The 19,931-nt window shown below is 48.8% G+C and carries 20 protein-coding genes; 12 read left to right on the top strand and 8 right to left on the bottom strand.

All coding sequences use genetic code 11. The features are described from left to right. Positions 1 to 31: 31 nt before the first annotated feature. Positions 32 to 679, top strand: a complete 648-nt coding sequence (locus ACY8DT_RS09850) for an SCO family protein (protein ID WP_462420132.1) — start codon at positions 32 to 34, stop codon at positions 677 to 679. After that, on the top strand, positions 676 to 1,260 hold the full coding sequence (locus tag ACY8DT_RS09855; RefSeq protein WP_462420133.1) for a hypothetical protein: 585 nt from the start codon (positions 676 to 678) through the stop codon (positions 1,258 to 1,260). The genes ACY8DT_RS09850 and ACY8DT_RS09855 overlap by 4 nt, the downstream gene beginning before the upstream one ends. Positions 1,261 to 1,898: 638 nt before the next feature. Here ACY8DT_RS09855 and ACY8DT_RS09860 read toward each other — a convergent pair. The 4 genes from ACY8DT_RS09860 to ACY8DT_RS09875 form a co-directional block, all read right to left on the bottom strand. Beyond that, complete coding sequence (locus tag ACY8DT_RS09860; RefSeq protein ID WP_462420134.1) at positions 1,899 to 2,576, bottom strand: Crp/Fnr family transcriptional regulator; 678 nt, start codon at positions 2,574 to 2,576, stop codon at positions 1,899 to 1,901. Positions 2,577 to 2,726: 150 nt separating this feature from the next. Next, on the bottom strand, positions 2,727 to 3,524 hold the full coding sequence (locus tag ACY8DT_RS09865; RefSeq protein ID WP_462420135.1) for a DsbA family protein: 798 nt from the start codon (positions 3,522 to 3,524) through the stop codon (positions 2,727 to 2,729). Between the two features lie 39 nt (positions 3,525 to 3,563). Next, the gene (locus tag ACY8DT_RS09870) at positions 3,564 to 3,950 is read right to left on the bottom strand and encodes a globin domain-containing protein (RefSeq protein WP_462420136.1); all 387 of its coding nucleotides are present in this window, start codon (positions 3,948 to 3,950) and stop codon (positions 3,564 to 3,566) included. Continuing rightward, on the bottom strand, positions 3,950 to 4,534 hold the full coding sequence (locus tag ACY8DT_RS09875) for a CYTH domain-containing protein (RefSeq protein ID WP_462420137.1): 585 nt from the start codon (positions 4,532 to 4,534) through the stop codon (positions 3,950 to 3,952). The genes ACY8DT_RS09870 and ACY8DT_RS09875 overlap by 1 nt, the downstream gene beginning before the upstream one ends. Before the next feature lie 251 nt (positions 4,535 to 4,785). Here ACY8DT_RS09875 and yjbM point away from each other — a divergent pair, with 251 nt between their 5' ends. From yjbM to fabI, 4 genes are all read left to right on the top strand, one after another. Beyond that, a complete protein-coding gene (yjbM, locus tag ACY8DT_RS09880) occupies positions 4,786 to 5,406 on the top strand; it encodes a GTP diphosphokinase (protein WP_462420138.1) in 621 nt (206 codons plus the stop codon). A gap of 23 nt (positions 5,407 to 5,429) precedes the next feature. Beyond that, on the top strand, positions 5,430 to 6,233 hold the full coding sequence (locus ACY8DT_RS09885) for an NAD kinase (protein WP_462420139.1): 804 nt from the start codon (positions 5,430 to 5,432) through the stop codon (positions 6,231 to 6,233). 22 nt (positions 6,234 to 6,255) lie between these two features. Beyond that, positions 6,256 to 7,632, top strand: a complete 1,377-nt coding sequence (gene mgtE, locus ACY8DT_RS09890) for a magnesium transporter (protein ID WP_462420140.1) — start codon at positions 6,256 to 6,258, stop codon at positions 7,630 to 7,632. Between the two features lie 149 nt (positions 7,633 to 7,781). Then, on the top strand, positions 7,782 to 8,549 hold the full coding sequence (fabI, locus tag ACY8DT_RS09895; RefSeq protein WP_462420141.1) for an enoyl-ACP reductase FabI: 768 nt from the start codon (positions 7,782 to 7,784) through the stop codon (positions 8,547 to 8,549). Between the two features lie 355 nt (positions 8,550 to 8,904). Here fabI and ACY8DT_RS09900 read toward each other — a convergent pair whose 3' ends face one another. Together ACY8DT_RS09900 and ACY8DT_RS09905 are read right to left on the bottom strand one after the other, a co-directional pair. Beyond that, complete coding sequence (locus tag ACY8DT_RS09900; RefSeq protein ID WP_462420142.1) at positions 8,905 to 9,414, bottom strand: 2'-5' RNA ligase family protein; 510 nt, start codon at positions 9,412 to 9,414, stop codon at positions 8,905 to 8,907. A gap of 63 nt (positions 9,415 to 9,477) precedes the next feature. Then, positions 9,478 to 10,203: an alpha/beta hydrolase gene (locus ACY8DT_RS09905; RefSeq protein ID WP_462420143.1), complete on the bottom strand. Its 726-nt coding sequence runs from the start codon at positions 10,201 to 10,203 to the stop codon at positions 9,478 to 9,480. 202 nt (positions 10,204 to 10,405) lie between these two features. Between ACY8DT_RS09905 and ACY8DT_RS09910 the strand changes: the two genes are divergently transcribed. Next, positions 10,406 to 11,515 (top strand): AI-2E family transporter, encoded by a 1,110-nt coding sequence (locus tag ACY8DT_RS09910; RefSeq protein WP_462420144.1) that lies wholly within the window; start codon positions 10,406 to 10,408, stop codon positions 11,513 to 11,515. 114 nt (positions 11,516 to 11,629) lie between these two features. Continuing rightward, complete coding sequence (locus ACY8DT_RS09915; RefSeq protein WP_462420145.1) at positions 11,630 to 12,397, top strand: peptidoglycan DD-metalloendopeptidase family protein; 768 nt, start codon at positions 11,630 to 11,632, stop codon at positions 12,395 to 12,397. 272 nt (positions 12,398 to 12,669) lie between these two features. Here ACY8DT_RS09915 and ACY8DT_RS09920 read toward each other — a convergent pair whose 3' ends face one another. Continuing rightward, entirely contained in the window at positions 12,670 to 13,080 is a 411-nt protein-coding gene (locus ACY8DT_RS09920) for a hypothetical protein (protein WP_462420146.1), read from the bottom strand. A gap of 108 nt (positions 13,081 to 13,188) precedes the next feature. Here ACY8DT_RS09920 and tatC point away from each other — a divergent pair, with 108 nt between their 5' ends. Both tatC and galU read left to right on the top strand, forming a co-directional pair. Further along, on the top strand, positions 13,189 to 13,947 hold the full coding sequence (tatC, locus tag ACY8DT_RS09925; RefSeq protein WP_462420147.1) for a twin-arginine translocase subunit TatC: 759 nt from the start codon (positions 13,189 to 13,191) through the stop codon (positions 13,945 to 13,947). Between the two features lie 55 nt (positions 13,948 to 14,002). Next, positions 14,003 to 14,899: a UTP--glucose-1-phosphate uridylyltransferase GalU gene (galU, locus tag ACY8DT_RS09930; protein WP_462420148.1), complete on the top strand. Its 897-nt coding sequence runs from the start codon at positions 14,003 to 14,005 to the stop codon at positions 14,897 to 14,899. A 132-nt stretch (positions 14,900 to 15,031) separates the two neighbouring features. Here galU and ACY8DT_RS09935 read toward each other — a convergent pair whose 3' ends face one another. Then, on the bottom strand, positions 15,032 to 16,222 hold the full coding sequence (locus ACY8DT_RS09935; protein ID WP_462420149.1) for an MFS transporter: 1,191 nt from the start codon (positions 16,220 to 16,222) through the stop codon (positions 15,032 to 15,034). A gap of 144 nt (positions 16,223 to 16,366) precedes the next feature. Here ACY8DT_RS09935 and ACY8DT_RS09940 point away from each other — a divergent pair, with 144 nt between their 5' ends. Further along, the gene (locus ACY8DT_RS09940; protein WP_462420150.1) at positions 16,367 to 17,854 is read left to right on the top strand and encodes a UDP-N-acetylmuramoyl-L-alanyl-D-glutamate--2,6-diaminopimelate ligase; all 1,488 of its coding nucleotides are present in this window, start codon (positions 16,367 to 16,369) and stop codon (positions 17,852 to 17,854) included. A gap of 19 nt (positions 17,855 to 17,873) precedes the next feature. Then, a complete protein-coding gene (locus tag ACY8DT_RS09945) occupies positions 17,874 to 19,436 on the top strand; it encodes a peptide chain release factor 3 (RefSeq protein ID WP_462420151.1) in 1,563 nt (520 codons plus the stop codon). Positions 19,437 to 19,931: the final 495 nt, after the last annotated feature.

Below are 19,931 nucleotides of genomic sequence, written 5' to 3' on the forward strand. Positions count from 1 at the left end.
GATGAATAATATTTGAAGGAGGTTGCCGGAGATGAAAAAAGAACTCATAATCAGCGGAGTCATTCTAATCCTGGGCGGCCTCCTGCTTTTTTTCTCAACAAGCGGATTCAGCGCATTAACAATGGAAGCGCAGAGGCTGCAGAATCTGAAAGCACAGCCGCCTGAGTTCCCGAATATCGAAGTCGTTGACAATAAAGGCCGCGAGTACAATTTTGATGCGTTCGAAGGCAGGCACATGCTCATGACGTTTATTTACACATCATGCGCAACCGCGTGCCCGGAAATGTCATCGAATATGAAATATGTGTATGATATGATCGATATGGAGAAATACGGAGACGACCTGGTATTTCTCAGCATGTCGTTCGATACGGAACGCGATACGGTTGAAGTGCTGGACAGATACGCCGGTTACTTCGATGCCGACGGTGAGAGCTGGAGAATGCTCCGCGTGCCCGATGACGATGATTTAGAAGAGATTTTGAACATGTATGAAGTGACGGTCATTCCTGAAGGCGATGCAGATTTCCAGCATAATACATCATTTTATCTGATCGAACCCGACGGCCGTCTTGGTGAAGTGCTGGATTACCGCGAAGTCGATGAAGCAGCGGAGACGATTATTGAAGCGGTTGAATCGGATGATTCGGATGAGGAGGAGGAGGTTGCTGCACAATGAAACAATTCTGGTACGGCTTGGCATTATTCTTATTTTTAGCACTGCCGCCCGTGAGAGACCTGCTCGAGTCGGTAATGGCCTTTCACATGCATATGCAGATGCTGCTGCTGTTTGTTTCAGGACTTTTGATGGCGCCGTTCTTTCAGAAACATTTCGGGGGTGTGTTCGATAATTATAATAAAACCGGCCTGCCCGGCGTCGTGTTGTTCCTCGTCATCCTGCTCTACTGGATGCTCCCGCGCACGATGGACGAAGCACTCGAAATATGGTTTGTGGAACTATGGAAATTTGTATCGCTGCCGTTTCTCGCCGGTGTGCCCCTCAGGGACAGCTGGAAGAAAATCTCCCAGACATTCGAGATCATTTTGTTCTTGATTTTAATGTTCATCTTCTCAGTCATGACATATCTATATATATTTTCAGAAAGCACACTGTGCAACAACTATTTGATGATCGACCAGCAGACAGTCGGCTGGGGATTCGCATTCTTCGTGCTATGTATCATCATGTACATCCTGCTCGTGCTGTTCACCGACCAGAGCCAGTACTTCGGCGAAGACTCAGAAGAGTCCGGGGCATGAACGAAACTGAACCCGCATATCAAAGTTGACTTGATATGCGGGTTCTTTATGTATATACGAATGAATCGGATTCTATCGGCCAAGTGGCGGTTCGTTTGGCCGGAAGCGTTGTTCTATCGGTCAAGTGGAGATTGGGTTGGCCGGCAGCGACTGGATATATAGCTATAATAACGCATCCCGCCTCCCGGGACGACGCATTAAACGCCTCGCGATACATCCCGCTTCCCGGGACGAGCCGTTAAGCGTCTATTGGTTCATCCCGCTTCCCGGGACGAGCCGTTAAGCGTCTATTGGCGCATCCCGCTTCCTGGGACGGTCCGTTAAGCGTCTATTGGTTCATCCCGCTTCCCGGGACGAGCCGTTAAGCGTCTATTGGCGCATCCCGCTTCCTGGGACGGTCCGTTAAGCGTCTATTGGTTCATCCCGCGCCCCGGGACGAGCCGTTAACCGTCTATTGGGTCATCCCGCATCGAGGGACGAGCCGTTAACCGTCTATTGGGTCATCCCGCTTCCCGGGACGGTCCGTTAAACGTCTATTGGGTCATCCCGCTTCCCAGGACGAGCCGTTAAACGTCTATTGGTGCATCCCGCACCCGGGGATGCGTCATTAACGAGCAGCCAACATCAACCCTCACCAATCACAAATAGGTCTCCAGCTCCTCAAGATCCACAATCATCCGACCCGCACCGTCAATATCGATAATCCCGGTTTTCCGGAACATGGAAATATTGCGGCTGACGGTTTCGCGGGTCAGTCCGATCATGCTGGCCATCTCCTGCTTGGTCAGCTTCAGCGTAATCTCCCGGCGGCCGTCACCAAGCACGAGCCCGTGGGCATGGGCGAGCCGGCGGATCAGAAGCAGCACCTGCTCGTCGGTCGGTTTCAAGATTTTTTCCTGCAGCCTGTGCTGGAGGTCGATGATGATCTCACCTATGTATTTGAACAATTTAACCGCAATATCCGGCTGGCTCCGCACCAGGTCCTCGAATTCAGCTTTATCAATGACGATCACTTCGGATTTCTCGGTCGTCATCGCACTCGCCGGGTAGGGATCCGTCCTGAAAATGGCGTGATGCGGAAACATTTCCCGCTCTCCGAAGAAATTGATGATCTGCTCGCGGCCTTCCTCGTCGATTCTGTAAATCTTCACATTCCCGCTGACGACGAAGAAAAAGCTCGTCATCTCCTCACTCATATGGAACAGATGTGTATTCTTCTCAACATTCTTATGGAGCGCAATACCGGCAAGCGACTCGATTTCCGGTTCCGTCAACGCCTCAAAAATCTTCATGGATGATAAGTATTCTGCCAGCAACAATCTCTCCTCCTTTAAAAAACCATCTTCCAATATTAATATTAACATTAACTATCGAAAAAACCTGCGAAGCGGCGGTTTTCCACTCAGCAGGCTTAAAATTTATAAACTACTTGAAAATCATATTAAAAATAAAAACCGATCGTCCGCTCAATGCACATTATCCAGGACCCGGGTCCCGCCGCGGACCTGGTAATACGTTGCTTCATCCGTCGTGACTTCCTCGATCAGGCGCTGCAGCCTCAGTTTCTTCAATTCATTCAGCAGCAGCCCCGTGCGCCATTCGAAAACGGTTTTAAGCTCATGGAAGCTCACGACTTCAAATGATTCGATGTAATCATAAATGCTCGGCAGTGGTTTTTTCTCTATGTCCAGATCGAGCAGTTCATTGATGATATAGGTGAAAATATGATACGGGTATACACCTTCCACTTTGATGCCTTCGGAGTGTATATCACCGCTGAAGAACACCATCGAAGGGAGTTCCTCGATATCCATTTCACGGTATACGGCAAGGTCTCTTTTCAGCATGCTTTTAACAGTGCTGGAGTTTATTTCTTCGAAAAAGCTTTGTACGTCCAAACCGGCAAGCTGTGCACTTTTATACATGTGATCGTAAGTGCAGATGCTTTTTGTCGGCATGATACGGTTTAAAATATATCGCATGAATGCACGTGCCTTGTTACGGCCCTGTACTTCCGCTGCTTTGTAGGCAAGTGCGAGATTATCATGGTCTGAGGTTGACTGTGCCTGACATTTTGTCAAAACTGTCAGAGACGGGGCAAGTATCTTTTGAATGGTGACATATCCGCGGTACTCGATGATCAGTTTGTTGATGATCGGTTCCATTTCACGGCACTGTTCGGAAAACGGGTCGAAGAAATAGAATATCTCAACCTTCTGATCGGTCGGCTGCACCGTCGGCCATTCCTGTGTCATACGGTCCATCGAAGCTCCTCCTTACTCATAATCACACTTGACTGTAATTTAGTCCGGTGTATTCACCATATGGTTTGCTGTCATCGTATATCTTTGGAATAAAAAGTCACGCAGCTCCTCCGGAATCTCCACATCAAGCATCGCCTGGTACATATTCTCAAGCCATGCCTCTTTCGCATACGGCGTAATGACGAACGGCATATGGCGCGCCTTCATCATCGGGTGGCCGTATTCCTGGATATACAAGTTCGGTCCGCCCAGAAACTGGACTTGAAACAGCTTTTGTTTGAAGGCTGTCTCTTTAAAATCTCCCGGAAACAAATAGTTGATCCGGTCATCACGTTCAACATAGTAGTAGAAACGGTCGATCATTTCAAATAATTTCTCTGTACCGATGGCTTTATATGGGTTTGACAGCGGGTTCTTCTTGACCATTAAGACTCATCCTTTTCTTTCCTTAAGACCTGATAAAAGCGTTCACTCTTCGTCATTTCCGGACGGCGTTCGATTTTGTATTCTTCGAGCAGGTGGTCAAATCTCGTCTCACCCTGATCGTAGTCGGACACTTCATACTCGATTTCAAAATCGTCTGTATCCAGGTAGGCGCTCCGGTCGAGCACGAGCAGGCCGTCCTTGTAATCCGTTTCAAAACGTTCGGTCACAAGGCTGCCGTATATGATCAGTTCATCGTCATCGATGTTTCTTGTTTTCAATTCATGGGTAATGATTTCAGGAAGGTCGTCATACGACAGTTTCCGGACCGTCTTCAAATCAAAATCGACCTCTGCATTGAATTCCAAAACACCTTTTTCAATGGGTGCCTTCAAAGTCATCATCTGCTTACCTGATATCACGCGTATTCTGAGAAGCAGTGTATTTTTTCTGAGATCCAGATTTTCTGTATCTATGTAGTAGTTGACAAGGGATTGCTTTTTCTCCGATTTGAAGAAAGTGTTGTATAAAGTATCATGTTCTTTCGCTGTCAGCAAATTTTTAAATTCAATTTCCAACTCCGGCATTGTCTCACTCCTTAATACATATTATCTAAAATTTAAAATGGACTGTAAAGTAAACAGATTTAAGAGATTATCAAAGCCATGGTGTTATGGTAAAATAAAATGCGTCGGCAGCGGACGGAAGACTCTTCTGCTGCAAGGGGAAAACATGAAGAAAACATCATGAAATGCTATACTGAAAGGGATTAGAGAGAACGTTGGAAATGGCCCCCGAAATAATAATGAACCGAGTAGAAATAACTGGAGGCGTTTAGATGGATGGATGGGATGAATTTCTTGCGCCCTATCAACAATCAGTCGAAGAACTGAAGATCAAACTTAAGGGGATCCGTAAAGATTATCAGCTGAACCGTAAATACTCACCGGTGGAGTTTGTCACGGCACGCGTCAAACCGGTGCAGAGCATCATTGAAAAGGCAAGTACACGCAATATACCGTATGACAGGCTGCGTGAGGAAATGTACGATATCGCAGGTATCAGGATCATGTGCCAGTTCGTCGATGATATCGAACTGATCTGCGACCATATCAGAATGCGCGCAGATATGAAAGTCATCGAAGAGCGTGATTATGTGGAAAACACAAAGGAGAGCGGCTACCGTTCGTATCATCTGATCATCGAATATCCGGTGGAATCGATCGATGGTCCGGTCGTCATACTTGCAGAAATACAGATCCGCACACTCGCGATGAATTTCTGGGCGACCATCGAACATACATTAAACTATAAATATTCCGGCGAATATCCGCCGGAGATCAAAAGAAGATTGCAGAATGCTGCAGAAGCGGCGTTCCTCCTGGATGAGGAAATGTCAGAAATCAGGGAAGAAATCCAGGATGCACAAAAGTACTATTCAAAGAAACGCAATATATAAATGAGCAGGTCAGGTGGGATGTCATGAAATTTGTCATTGTGTCCAAAGGTGACACGAAATCGAATGCATTGAAAGACCGCATGGTGAATTACATGTCGGAAATGAAGATGGAATATGATGAAGCTGCACCGGAAATGGTCATTTCGGTCGGCGGTGACGGTACACTGCTGCAGGCATTTCACCGCTATCAGCATCTGCTGGATACCGCATCATTCGTCGGCGTCCACACCGGTCATCTCGGGTTTTACGCAGACTGGCTGCCGCACGAAGTGGAGCGGCTGATCATTTCGATCCAGAACGACGAGTATCAGCTGATCGAGTATCCGCTGTTGGAGATCATCATCACATACGAAAAGTTCGGCGCGGAATCCAGATACCTTGCGCTGAACGAATCCACTTTAAGGACGGATGACGGAACGACGCTCGTTTCCGATATCGATATACGCAACCAGCATTTCGAACGTTTCCGCGGCGACGGCATCTGTGTGTCGACCCCGTCCGGTTCGACCGCATACAATAAAGCCCTCGGCGGCGCGATCATACATCCGTCCATCGAGGCGCTGCAGCTGACGGAAATCGCGTCAATCAACAACAGCGTATTCAGAACCGTCGGTTCACCGCTCGTTCTGCCGAAGCATCACACGACACAGGTGCATCCGGTGAACAGCGAAATTTATAAGATGACTGTCGACCACATCAACCTGGTACATAAAGGTGTGCGTCAGATCCAGTTCAGAGTCGCGGATGAGAAAGTCAAATTCGCGAGATTCAGACCGTTTCCATTTTGGAAAAGGGTGCATGATTCCTTTATTTCAGATAGAAATTAAACATATTTAGGTGGTGGGCAGAATGCCGGATATAGAAGAAAAAACTGAAGTGGAAATTGAACATGAAGCATTGCTCACCCAGCTGAGAGAAAATGATATTGACAGCTTCAGAGAAGACTTCCTGGACCTCCACACATACGAGCAGAGCGAGTTTTACGCGGTGCTCGATGAAGCGGACAGAGATCTTTTGTATCATGTCCTGTCGCCGGAAGAGGTATCGTTATTTTTTGATAATCTTGAGATTGATGATGAAGATTATGATGAATTATTCGATCAGATGGACTCCCGGTATGCGGCAGAAATGATCGGGAAAATGCAGTACGATAACTCGGTGGATATTTTAAACGAGCTGCCGAAAGCGAAAGTGACGACATTTTTAGCACTGATGGACAAACAGGACGCAAAAGAAATCCGCGGCCTTCTGAACTACGAAGAAGACACGGCCGGCGGTATCATGACGACCGAGTTCGTCAGCCTGACGTCACTCATGACGGTCCGGGAAGCGATGCGCTATCTGAAAGAGGTCGCACCGACTTCCGAAACGATCTACTACGTGTTCATCGTCGATGAAGAACGTAAACTCGCCGGGATCATGTCCCTCCGTGAGCTGATCATTGCCGATGACGACGAGTATATCGGCGACATCATGAACGAGCGTGTCGTTTCTGTTCTCGTGTCCGATGACCAGGAAGAAGTTGCCCAGATCATGCGCGACTATGACTTCCTGGCGCTGCCGGTACTCGATTACCAGGATCACCTTGTCGGTATCATCACGGCCGATGACATCATGGACGTCATCGACGAAGAGGCAGGCGAAGACTATTCCAGGCTTGCCGGTATGAGTGATACCGAGAAAACGACGGACTCAGCACTTGAAACGGCCAAAAAAAGACTGCCATGGCTCATCGGCCTGACATTCATGGGAATGATCACCGCCGCCATGCTTTCCGTTTTTGAAGATACTCTTGCCCAGGTCGTGCTGCTCAGTGCCTTCATACCGCTCATTTCCGGAATGGCGGGTAACACAGGCACACAGTCACTGGCCGTTGCGATACGCGGTATTTCCACCGGAGAAATAAAAGAATCAAGCAAGATGAAACTGGCCGGACGTGAAATCGGTTCAGGCTTTTTGACCGGCCTTGCGTGCGGCATCACGATATTTGTCGTCATTCTGATGATGTATCAGGAACCGATCCTCGGCATCATCGTCTGCCTGAGCCTTGTCGCTTCAATGACAGTGGCCACGCTGATCGGTACAATCGTACCGCTCTTAATGGATAAGGTGGGCATCGACCCGGCAATCGCCAGCGGTCCGTTCATCACGACGGCAAATGATATCATCAGCCTGCTTATATATTTTGCGCTTGCGAACATGTTCATGGCATCGCTCCTTGCGTAAGGCGTTCAACCATCACGATTGTGATGGTTTTATTTTTATGACATACTGAATGTATTATTTGTTGCAATTTGGGATTATTATTAGTAAATTAGTAGTAGGTACTAATAACACACGATAATATTATTTATATTTATAAAGGAGACTTTACCATGAATTTAAAAGGCAAAACTTATGTCATTATGGGCGTTGCAAACAAGCGCAGCATCGCATGGGGCGCAGCGCGCGCACTTGACAGCATGGGCGCAAACCTCGTATTCACAATTTTAAACGAGCGTTTCCGGAGAGAACTCGATAAGCTGCTCGGCGACCTGGAAGGCGACCATGACGTCATCGTTGAATGTGACGTGTCAAAAGACGAAGAAGTCGAGCGTGCATTCACTGAAATCAAAGAGAAGACGGGCGGCGTCGACGGCGTCCTCCACGCCATCGCATATGCCAACAAAGAGGAGCTGAAAGGCGGCTACAGCGACACTACAAGAGAAGGTTTCGCATTGGCGCTTGATATCAGTGCATATTCACTTGCGATTGTTGCAAAACATGCGAAGACGGCATTCAACCCTGGCGCGAGCCTCGTCACGATGACTTACCTCGGCGGCGAACGCGCAATGCCGAACTACAACGTCATGGGCGTGGCAAAAGCAGCGCTCGATTCCAGCGTTCGCTATTTAGCGCTTGACCTCGGTGCAGAAGGCTACCGCGTCAACGCAGTTTCCGCAGGCCCGATCCGTACGCTCAGCTCATCCGCAGTCGGCGAGTTCAAGTCGATCTTCAAGGAAATCGAAGAGCGCGCACCATTGAAGCGCAACGTCGACCAGCTTGAAGTCGGCAACACGGTCGCATTCCTGCTGAGCGACCTCGCTTCCGGCATCACAGGCGAAATCATCCACTGTGACTCCGGCGCAAACATTACAGCATAATCTTATTTATATGAAAATAAAGACCGGCAGCACACCCGTTTTCGAGCGGCTGCCGGTTTTTTTGTGTACGGGCGGGCGCATCCCTGAGTTTGCGGCGCGTGATGGGAGTGTTCTAGAATCCTAACGGCTCATCCCGCCTCCGGGGACGGTCCGTTAAACGCTGTACGGCTCATCCCGCCTCTCGGGACGGTCCGTTAGACACTGCATGGCTCATCCCGCCTCCGGGGACGGTCTGTTAAACGCTGTATGGCTCATCCCGCTTCCCGGGACGGTCCGTTAACATCAACCAGACCCCCAAATTTCACACAAAAAACCGCAATCCCACGATTGCGGCCCTAAAAATAAAATATCAATATTACTCGCCGAGTCTGAAAGTTTCGGCGACCTGCCACATGCCGTTTTCGAGTTCGTAGGCCAGGCTGAGTTTGTATAAAGTTTCTTTATGGTCGATTCCAGCCATGGCAAGGTGACTGAAAGTGTCTTCGAATTGTTGTGAAGTCGTGCCCTGTGCAATTGTAAAGTGCGGCACGAATGAATGTTTATCTTTACCGTAGAAGTCCCCTTGGTTCAATGCTTCATGAATGGATGTCAAAGTTTCGTTCGGCTCCACTTTAAAGTAAATAACAGGTGAAGTGGGAGCGAAGCTGGAAACTTTTTTGATTTGGATTTCCGTCGGATTGTGATCTTTCGCCACTTGCTTCAATTTTTCAACAATCGCATCTTTGTCACTCTCATCTGCTTCAAATGATTCTTTAACAGTTATATGTGGTGGAATGAATGCATATTTTGAATCGTATCTTTTCCTGTAATTGTTTACTTTGTCCTGCAGTTCTTTTGATGGAAATAAAGCTACACCAAATTTCATGTTAATTCCTCCCAATGTCATTTCTTCAATTATATCAGATTGTACGTAAATTTCATACATTTGTCAGGCGAGATAGTGTCTGAGGATGCGCTCCAATTCCGGTTTCCACGTCTTCCAGATGTGGCCGCCATCAAGCTCCCGGTACTCATATTCAAGCGGTTCCGTCTCCAGGAACTCATTCAGTTTCCGGTTCGGCGTAAGGAAATCCGCCTGCTCACCCATTATGGTTTCAAAGTCGTCCTCTTCAAGCCCGATTGTATGATAAAGGTTGAGCTGCAGCAGATTCGGCTGCGTTTTGAATCTTTCGATGAAAGCGTCATCCACGAACGGACTGAAAGCGACCGCATTCGGAAATGTTGTCGGATACTGCAATGCAACACTGAACGCAAAACTTCCTGCGAGTGATTCTCCCATGAGCACCCGCGAGTTCGCCATGTTCAGCGTATTGAAATTGCTGTCGATCCATTTAAGCAGTTCACGCCCGACGAAAGTCACCATATTATCATGATGCCTGCCGTTTGGGCTGAAATAGTCGTTCCGCCATTCCACACTCGGATATGGCACCCCTACAATGATTGTCCGCCCGATTTCTTCATCGACGCGGAGCTTCTGGTAGATTCTTTCAATTTGACCGTATTTGAAAAAGTCCTGTGAATCAAAAGTGATGATTACATTATGTTTATACAGGTCAGTGAAATTTTTAGGCAAATAATACTGGATTTCAAATGTTTCATCACAAACTTCCGAATACACTTCAGTTGCATGGATTTTGCCGGCTGTCATTTCCATAAAATCCCCTCCTTGTTCATTATTGTACCAAGATATGAAATTTATTTATATAATTATCATCTTCTTTATAAGATAAACGTAAAAATTTCAGTTCCTATATTTTTGAAAATAAAGTGCATGACGCCGTTAAATATTTTCAGTAAAGTTATATTTTGTGATACAATTTATAAAAATACATTCATAAATTAAGGAGTAGTGGCAGATGGCGAATAAAGCATGGTTCCAATCCGGTATTGCGATCATCATCACACTGTTAATCATAATGCTGATCATCCAGGTGCAGGTCGTATTTGAGCCGTTCTTCACAATACTCGCAACGATATTTGTACCTGTCTTACTCGGCGGGCTGTTATATTACATCACACAGCCGATCCAGAGCTTTTTGGAAAAAAGGAAAGCGAACAGGCTCGTTGCCATCCTATCCATATTCATAATCATCCTGATTGTCATCAATATACTTGTCATGGTCATCGTTCCGGTCATTTCCGACCAGATTCAAACTCTGGTGCAGCGCATGCCGGCATTACAGCGCGATTTCCAGGGTGCGTTCGACTTTTTACTCACCCAGCGGGAACAACTGCCGTTTGATGTCGATATTGAAGGATTCACCCAGAACATTCTGGATCAGAGTGGAGAAATCGTCAGCAACATCATGAGCAATGCGATTTCGATTTTGACGAGTACAGTGAGTGTGCTGATCACATTGGTGCTTGTACCGTTCTTTTATTTCTTCATGCTGAAAGACCATGAAAAATTCGTTCCGGCGATGGTGTCACCATTTTCCGGCACATTCAAACAGTTTTTGACTGAATTATTATATGACATCGACCGGACGCTCCGTTCGTTCATCCAGGGGCAGGTGCTCGTCAGCTTCATACTCGGTGTCCTCCTGTACATCAGTTATACGGCGATCGGTCTGGAATACGCACTTCTCCTCGGTATGCTGGCACTATTCCTGAACGTCATTCCGTTCATCGGACCGTGGATGGCCTTTGCTCCGGCGGGACTGCTCGCGGTCATACAGAGCCCGATCATGTTCGTCTGGGTCGCAATCATCACACTGGTCGCCCAGCAGATTGAAAGTAACCTGATCACGCCGAACGTCATGGGACAGTCGTTGAAACTGCACCCGCTGACGGTCATCGTCGTGGTGCTCGCAGCAGGGAACATCGCAGGCTTCATCGGGATGCTCGTTGCGATCCCGACTTACGCGGTCATCAAGACGACCATACAGAACATCTGGCGCTACCGCATGACGATGAAAAATTCACTGCTTACGGACGTGCAGCCGTATATCAGGAAAGATGATTAAAATAATAATTGCTCTGCCTCACATGTGGGGCAGGCTTTTTTTATCGTAAAAAATAAGACTGACTTTGAATGTAAAGGCGTCGATATATGAAGTGACACACTTCAGGAGGTAATTATGAATCCAATCGACTATTTGATTTCTCAAGGTTTCAGGGTGACGTCGGATCCGACGAAATATGCGTCGGGCGTCTGGGGGAAGCGCAATTATACGGTGAACGGCTACAATCATGACAGCTACTGCGGCGGCTACCACCGGGCGTACGACCTGTCGAAATATCATCTTGCCCCCGTGCCGTCAGTGTGCGACGGCGTGGTGGCAGCAGGGACGCGTGCGTACGGCAATTTCGGCGGGACGGTCGTTATTGCGAATAAAAATCTCGGTATCCAGGTGATTTACGGCCATCTGAGCCGGAATATCCCGGTTAAAATCGGGAGGAAAGTGAAGCAGGGGGAGACTGTCGGATACCAATCCAGTACGAATTATCAGGGGGTGCAGATGAATTCCCATCTTCATATCCAATTTCAGAATTACGGCTATATTGCGAGTGAACGCAACTTCGTCTGCAGCGGGATCGATCCGTTGAAAATTGATATCGGCGGTGGTGCCGCGTGGCTGCGTGCGGGGAAGTTCAGGACGGATGCGAGAATCAATATGCGTGATTTTCCTGCATTGTCCGGGAGGAAGACCGGCGTGCTTGCGGCCGGCACGACAGTCGTTTTCGATAAATTATATGAACAGGACGGCCACTGGTGGCTGCGCGTGAGGCACCAGGGCGCGACCCGCTTCATCGCAGCAGGGAAGCGCGCATCCGGAGTGACATTTGCCAAAAGTAAATTGTGGGGGAAGATTCTTTCGCTGGATACCTCAGGCGGGAAGAAATAGGGTGGTTGCAGGAACTCGTGAACCCCGCGAGTGCCTGCAGAAAGTTTAATAGGTATTCGTGAGCTCCGCGAGTGCCTGCAAACGCTATCGGAGTCTCGATCTCAATTCGAAGCGGTGCTGGAACTCCATTGGAGGCTCGATCTCGATTCGAAGCGGCGTTGGAACCCCATCGGAGTCTCGATCTCAATTCGAAGCGGCGCTACACCCCGGATTCCATTCTACATAAAGCAAAAACGCACCCATCCGGGGCGCGCTCATCCAAAAATCAATCATTATTTTTTCTTCTGCTTCGGTGTGCCCTGGCTGCCTGTCAGATCTTTATCCATCTTATAAAGGACGCCGTTGATGATGCTCTGATTGTAGGCCTCGACCAGGAAGTAGGCGACAATGCTGTAGATGACGATGACGCCGACGAGCAGAATGTTATTTTGGACGACGCCGATGACGATCGCCGGCAGGAGTACGAGTCCGATGAACAGAATCAGCATGGCCACACGGTAAGTGTTGATTGCACCTTGTGCTGATTTAATTTGTGATGCATACTTATCATTGATTTCAGAATAATCAAGCGCTCTGTTATCTCGGTAGACGTTCGTAATCTTCAAGTCGCCGTCAATTGAATTTTCACGGTAACGCAGATCCATATGGGCATTATTCCAAGTCAGCATTTTAAAAAATGACATTTTCATGCACCTCGATATACAATGTATTTAACTTATATTATATAGTACAAATACAAATATTACAAAATTGTGAACTGAAATTTCAGAATTCATTAAGCGGGTGATACTTTGGCTCAAAATAATATTGAAAATAAAAAGCCGGGCGAAGAGGTCATCGTCGAATCCATCGACACATTTTCCGGCCACCTCGAAGCGCTGCGTGCCGTATTGATCAAATCGGCCATCACCATCGTCATCATATTCATCATCATTTTCTCCACGGTGAGCTGGTGGTTTTCATTCATCGGGAAGGGCGCCGATATCGTCGTCATGGGACCTTTCGAAGTCATACGGTTTTATTTCCGCACCTCAGGCGCAATCAGCATCGGCCTCTCAATCCCGTTTATGCTCTTTTACTTATGGCAGTTCGTGAAACCGAGATTAATTCCTAAAGAAATGAAGATCATGCACTCTTTGCTGCCGCTGATGATACTTTTGTTTCTCGCGGGCCTGTTGTTCGGCTATTTCGTCGTGCATCCGATCAGCTACTTCGCTCTTATCGGGATGGGTGAACAGAATTTTGACGTGCTGATCACGGCGGATGAGTATATGTCATTCCTGCTTGTCACGACGATTCCGCTGGGACTCGTCTTTCAGCTGCCGCTGGTGTTTTTATTTCTGAATTATCTTGAACTGCTGGATTCTGAAATTATGGGGAATGTCAGGAAGTTTGCGTATTTCGGATTGCTTGTGATTACGGCGCTGATTGCGCCGCCGGATATATTTTCACATCTTTTGACGCTCTCGCCGATGATCATTTTATATGAAGTCAGCATTATATTAGTGAAGCGGAAAGAAGCGGGAGACCGTGAGAAAGAGGATATTTAAAGATATAATGTGTTATTATCTAATTTAAAGTTTTTATTAGCAGGAGGCGTACATTGTGAGTCAGAAAGTGAGAAAAGCAGTTATACCGGCCGCAGGACTCGGAACGAGATTTCTGCCGGCGACAAAGGCGATGCCGAAGGAAATGATTCCGATTCTGGATAAGCCGACGATCCAGTATATTGTGGAAGAAGCGGTCGAGGCGGGCATCGAGGATATCATCATCGTCACGGGCAGACATAAACGTGCGATCGAAGACCATTTCGACCATCAGGTGGAGCTTGAAATGTCACTCCGCTCGAAAGGTAAATTTGAATTACTCGAGAAAGTTGAACATTCAACGGGACTCGCAAATATATTTTACGTCAGGCAGAAGTCGCCGAAAGGGCTGGGGCACGCGATTCATACGGCGCACCAGTTCATCGGCAACGAACCGTTTGCGGTGCTGCTCGGCGATGACATCGTCGACTACGGCGACGGCAAACCGGCAATCGGCCAGCTGATCGAGGAATTCGAGCGTAAAAATTCACCGATCATCGGCGTCAAAACCGTGCCGGATGAAGATGTGTCAAGATACGGCATCGCCGAGTACGACGGCTGTTCAGATGATTTGTATCATCTGACGAATGTATATGAAAAACCTGAGGCAGGCGAAACCGATTCGAGACTCGCGATCATGGGCCGTTACGTGCTGACCCCTGAAATTTTCGACCAGCTCGGCCGCGGCGTCATCGGCGCGGGCGGAGAAATCCAGCTGACCGATGCGATTGCGGAACTTATCAACGAAGGCAAAGACGTCTACGCCCTCGATTTCAAAGGCGACCGCTACGACGTCGGCCACATGCGCGGCTTCGTCAAAACGACCATCGAATATGCACTCCGTTCGGAGGATATCAAAGATGAAATCATCGAATACATGGAAAAAACTCTCGAAAATCTGAAAAATAAAGAGTAGCTGGACTCTATCGGTCAAGTGGCGGTTCGTTTGGCCGGTAGAGAAGCGGATCTCAATCAAATAATCCAAACACAAACAAAGCCCGTCCCGGCACATCATCAGATGCCGGAACGGGCTTTGTCATTTTCAAAATCATCTCGCAGCCAGTTTTTTCGCAAACATGCCCGCATAATAAATGGTCAGCACTAAAAATATCAGACCGCTGGCAACGAGCGTCGCGGTCACGGTACCGAAAATATCTGCGGTGAGCCCGCCGACGACGGGTCCGATCATCGCGCCCATCCCCTGCAGGCTGCTGATCAGCCCCCAGGATTCGGCTTTTTTCGCATCCATGATTGTACCGGCCAGATACTTATTCCATGCGGGCAGCATCACCCCGTAGCTGAGGCCGATAAATGCGACAATCAGGAAAATGATCCACACGGTCTGAAGCGTCGAGAACCAGATGATCCCGACTGCATAGACAAAGAACCCGGTGCAGATGATCAGCATCGTAAACTTCAATGAATAGCTGTCGAGCCCGCGGCTCAGCACAGTCATGCTGAACCCGACGAGCGCAAAAATCACCAGTATGAAAATCGTATATTCAAAAAAACTGAGCTCAAGGAGCCCTGTAATATAAGTCGGCAGCACCGGCAGCAGCATTCCGACACCGAGCGCCTGCAGCATGATGCCGGGAATATTTCCCATATGACGCCGCAAAATCAAAAACGTCTCCTTTAAAGGCAGCCGCTTCTTGCCGCGTTCCGGCCCCGAACGCCGACTGTCCGCCGCAACTTTGAACTTCCCCGGAATGAAGAGGTACATAAGAATATTCAGCACCACCGCACCGATCATCACGACGACAGCCGCTTCCCCGACCGCTCCGATGATGAAATTCATCAGCACCATACCGGAGCCGAGTCCTGAGAGCCAGCTGAAGAAAATAAAGCCCATGTCCTTGCCGCGGGTCGACTCATCCACATTGGCAAGCGCGAATATCCAGATCGGGCACACGCTCACGCCGAGCAGCGCGGAAGCGATGAGCAGCACGAAAAAGTCCTGTGACAAAATGATCATGCTCATCGCCGCGGCCATGAGCGTATATGTCCCGGCCATTGTCCACCTCGCGCCGATCTTTCGCATGATGAATCCGAGCCAGGCATTGGTCGCTGCGTCGAAGACGAAATGTACAGTGATGACGACGGACGCAAGCGTCAGCGAAATCGCTTCTATGGAGGGCAGTGCCGGTAGATAGCTCAGCACATACATGCCCCTGACGACTTCCGTCATGAACAGGATGATTGCATATTTCCAAAATAAAGTTTTACGTTTGTCTATCATTAGTTTTCACCATCTATTTTATAGCTTCTCAAAAAGAGATTCTATCACACCCCCCGTAAATTTGTGTAGATTTTTATTTGTTAATCTCTATTTTAAAGGCGTCGTTTATTGTATAATATAAAGATTGAAAGGTGGGGACGGTACTTGAATTCGAAAACACTGCTTTCTTTGTTGAAAATCAGGAAAACATACGGCAATTTCCCCGTAGCTGTCGAAAAGATTTCTACAGACTCACGCGAAATTGATGATAATAGCATTTTTGTGGCAATAAAAGGCCATCTCGCAGACGGTCAGGATTTCATACCGGACGTGCTGGAAAAAGGCTGCAGATTCATAATCAGTGACAGATATTACGATGTCGGCGACGATGCGGGCATATTGGTAGTGAAAGATCCTGCGAAAGTCGGCGCACTGTTTGCAGAATATATATATGATTTTCCGCATGAGGCGATGACGATGATCGGTGTCACCGGCACCAACGGTAAAACGACGGTGGCGACGATGATCCACAGTTTGAGCCGGGCGATGGGCAAGGAAAGCGCATATCTCGGAACGAACGGTTTCATGGTGAACGACGACCGGTACGTGAGCGTCAACACGACGCCGGAATCCGTCAGGCTGCATCACAGAATGAACCAGGCGGCGGAGGAAGGTGCGGAAGTGTTTGCGATGGAAGTGTCCTCGCACGGGCTGAAGCTCGGACGCCCTTACGGCATCAATTTCGATATCGCGATATTTACGAACTTGTCGCAGGATCATCTGGACTTCCACCCGACGATGGACGACTACGGCTATACGAAGGGTCTTTTATTTTCACAGATGGGGCAGGATGTGAAGGAGCGTAAATATGTCGTGCTGAACAACGATGACCCGTGGAGCGCACAATACAGCAGGATGACACCGCATGAGGTCATCACATACGGCATGACTGATGAAAGTGACTTCTACCCGGCGGACATCGACGGCAGTCTGGAAGGGTTCAACTTTACGCTGAACACGCCGGAAGGGGAATTTTACGTCAATTCACCGTTTATCGGCGAGTTCAATATCCAGAACCTGATGGCGGCGATCATCAGTGAATGGCTGCAGGGCTACGACCTCAAGAAGATCATCCGGGCGGTCGAAGTGATGGCACCGGTCGAAGGCAGGCTCGAAGTGCTCGACAAGTCGCTGCCGGTCAATCTCATCATCGACTTCGCCCACACGCCGGATGCGCTGGAGAAAATCATGGATACGATCCAGCCATTCGCGGCCGGACGGCTTTTATTCCTTGTAGGGATGACGGGGGAACGCGATACGACGAAAGCGCGCGAGATGGGCGAGATCGCCACGCGTGCCGACATTGCGATCTTTACGCCGGACAATCCGGCGAATGATGATCCGCAGATGCTGGTGGAACTGCTTGAAGCGGGGGCCGGAGGCGGCAACTACCATTCGTTTACGGACCGCGGCGAGGGCATCCGCCACGCGGTTGAAATCAGTGAGCCGGGCGACACGATCGTGCTCGCATGCAAGGGCCGCGAACCGTATCAGATTATGGAAAATTACGTGAAGGTGCCGCACCGGGACGATCTGATCGCGCTGGATGCGGCGTACCGCAAATACCGTCCGAAAGAATATTTGGAAGAATAAAGTATCAAGGAGATTTTTAATGACATTACAAGATGAAATAAAAAAACGTAAAACATTTGCCATCATCTCTCACCCGGATGCCGGTAAGACGACATTGACAGAAAAACTGCTGCTGTTCGGCGGCGCAATCCGCTCTGCAGGGACGGTCAAAGGCAAGAAAAGCGGCAAGTTCGCAACGAGTGACTGGATGAAAGTGGAGCAGGAACGCGGCATCAGTGTGACGAGTTCCGTCATGCAGTTCGATTTCGACGGCTATAAGATCAACATCCTGGATACGCCGGGGCACGAGGATTTCTCGGAGGATACATACCGCACATTGATGGCGGTGGACTCTGCAGTCATGGTCATCGATGCCGCAAAAGGCATCGAGCCGCAGACGCTGAAACTCTTTAAAGTCTGCCGCATGCGCGGCATTCCGATCTTTACGTTCATCAACAAGCTGGACCGCATGGGCAAGGAGCCTTTCGAACTGCTTGAGGAGATTGAAGAGACGCTTGAGATCGAAACGTACCCGATGACCTGGCCGATCGGCATGGGTCAGAGTTTCTTCGGCATCATCAACCGGAAGAATAAACAGATCAATCCTTTCAGAGAAGATGACATGCTTCAGTTGAACGACGATTACGAGCTGGAGACGGAACACGCAATCACTGAAGATGAGGCGTACCAGACGGCACTCGAGGAGTTCATGCTTGTCGAAGAAGCGGGTGACGAATTCGATAAGGAGAAAATCTCGAACGGTGAGCTGACGCCTGTATTTTTCGGTTCGGCACTATCCACGTTCGGGATTGAAGAGTTCCTGGATACTTACGTCGATTTCGCGCCGATGCCGACTGCCAGAAAGACGGAGTCCGGAAATGAAGTGGCACCGACAGATGAAGGCTTCAGCGGTTTTATTTTCAAAATACAGGCGAACATGGACCCGAAACACCGTGACCGCCTGGCGTTCATGCGCATTGTGAGCGGCAAGTTCACGCGCGGCATGGATGCGGTGCTCGCGCGCACGGGCAGGAAGACGAAAGTGTCCCGTGCCACGATGTTCATGGCCGATGACACCGAGACCGTCGACGAGGCCTATGCGGGCGACATCATCGGCCTGTATGACACGGGGAATTACCAGATCGGTGATACGCTGCATGCGAGCGGCGGCAGTAAGGTCGAGTTCGAAAACCTGCCGCAGTTTACGCCGGAACTGTTCATGAAAGTGTCGGCGAAAAACGTCATGAAGCAGAAGCACTTCTATAAAGGCATCGAGCAGCTTGTGCAGGAGGGCGCGATCCAGTATTACAAAACCCTTCATACCAACCAGCCGATTTTGGGCGCGGTCGGCCAGCTGCAGTTCGAAGTGTTCGAGCACCGCATGAAAAACGAGTACAACACGGATGTTGTGATGGAGCCGATCGGCAAGAAAATCGCCCGCTGGATCGAGAACGAAGAGGACATCAAGGAAAGCATGAACTCGCCGCGTTCGAATCTGGTTTTGGATCGTTACGATAACAAAGTATTCCTGTTCGAAAACGAATTTGCCACACGCTGGTTCAGCGATAAATTTCCGGAAATCAAATTGTACAGTCTGTTGTAGAGGGTTGGGCCACTATACGCCTGCGCCCGGCTGTCTCAGATTTGTGCCCGTTCGTCGATAATCATCGACCGAACGGGTATTTTTATTGGCGGCGGAGATGGATAGGGCTGCCGAAGCGTTTAACAGCTCGTCCCGGGTGTCGGGACGGACCGTTGGCAGTCTAACAGCTCATCCCGCGTGTCGGGACGGTCCGTTGGCAGTCTAACAGCTCATCCCGCGTGTCGGGACGGTCCGTTGGCAGTCTAACAGCTCATCCCGCGTGTCGGGACGGACCGTTGGCAGTTTAACAGCTCATCCCGGGTGTCGGGACGGTTCGTTGGAAGCGGAATCCACCCAATCCACCGATGTAAAACGTTTTCATTGATCATCCCCCTTTACAAGCGCGAAATTATCAGATATATTTAATTTATCAATGAAACGACAATTGAATAGATCCTTATCAAATGCTAAAATTTAGTTTTGAAAAAGGGGAGTAACCATAGTTTGTGCTGATCA

It is taken from the genome of Salinicoccus sp. Marseille-QA3875, from assembly GCF_054950095.1.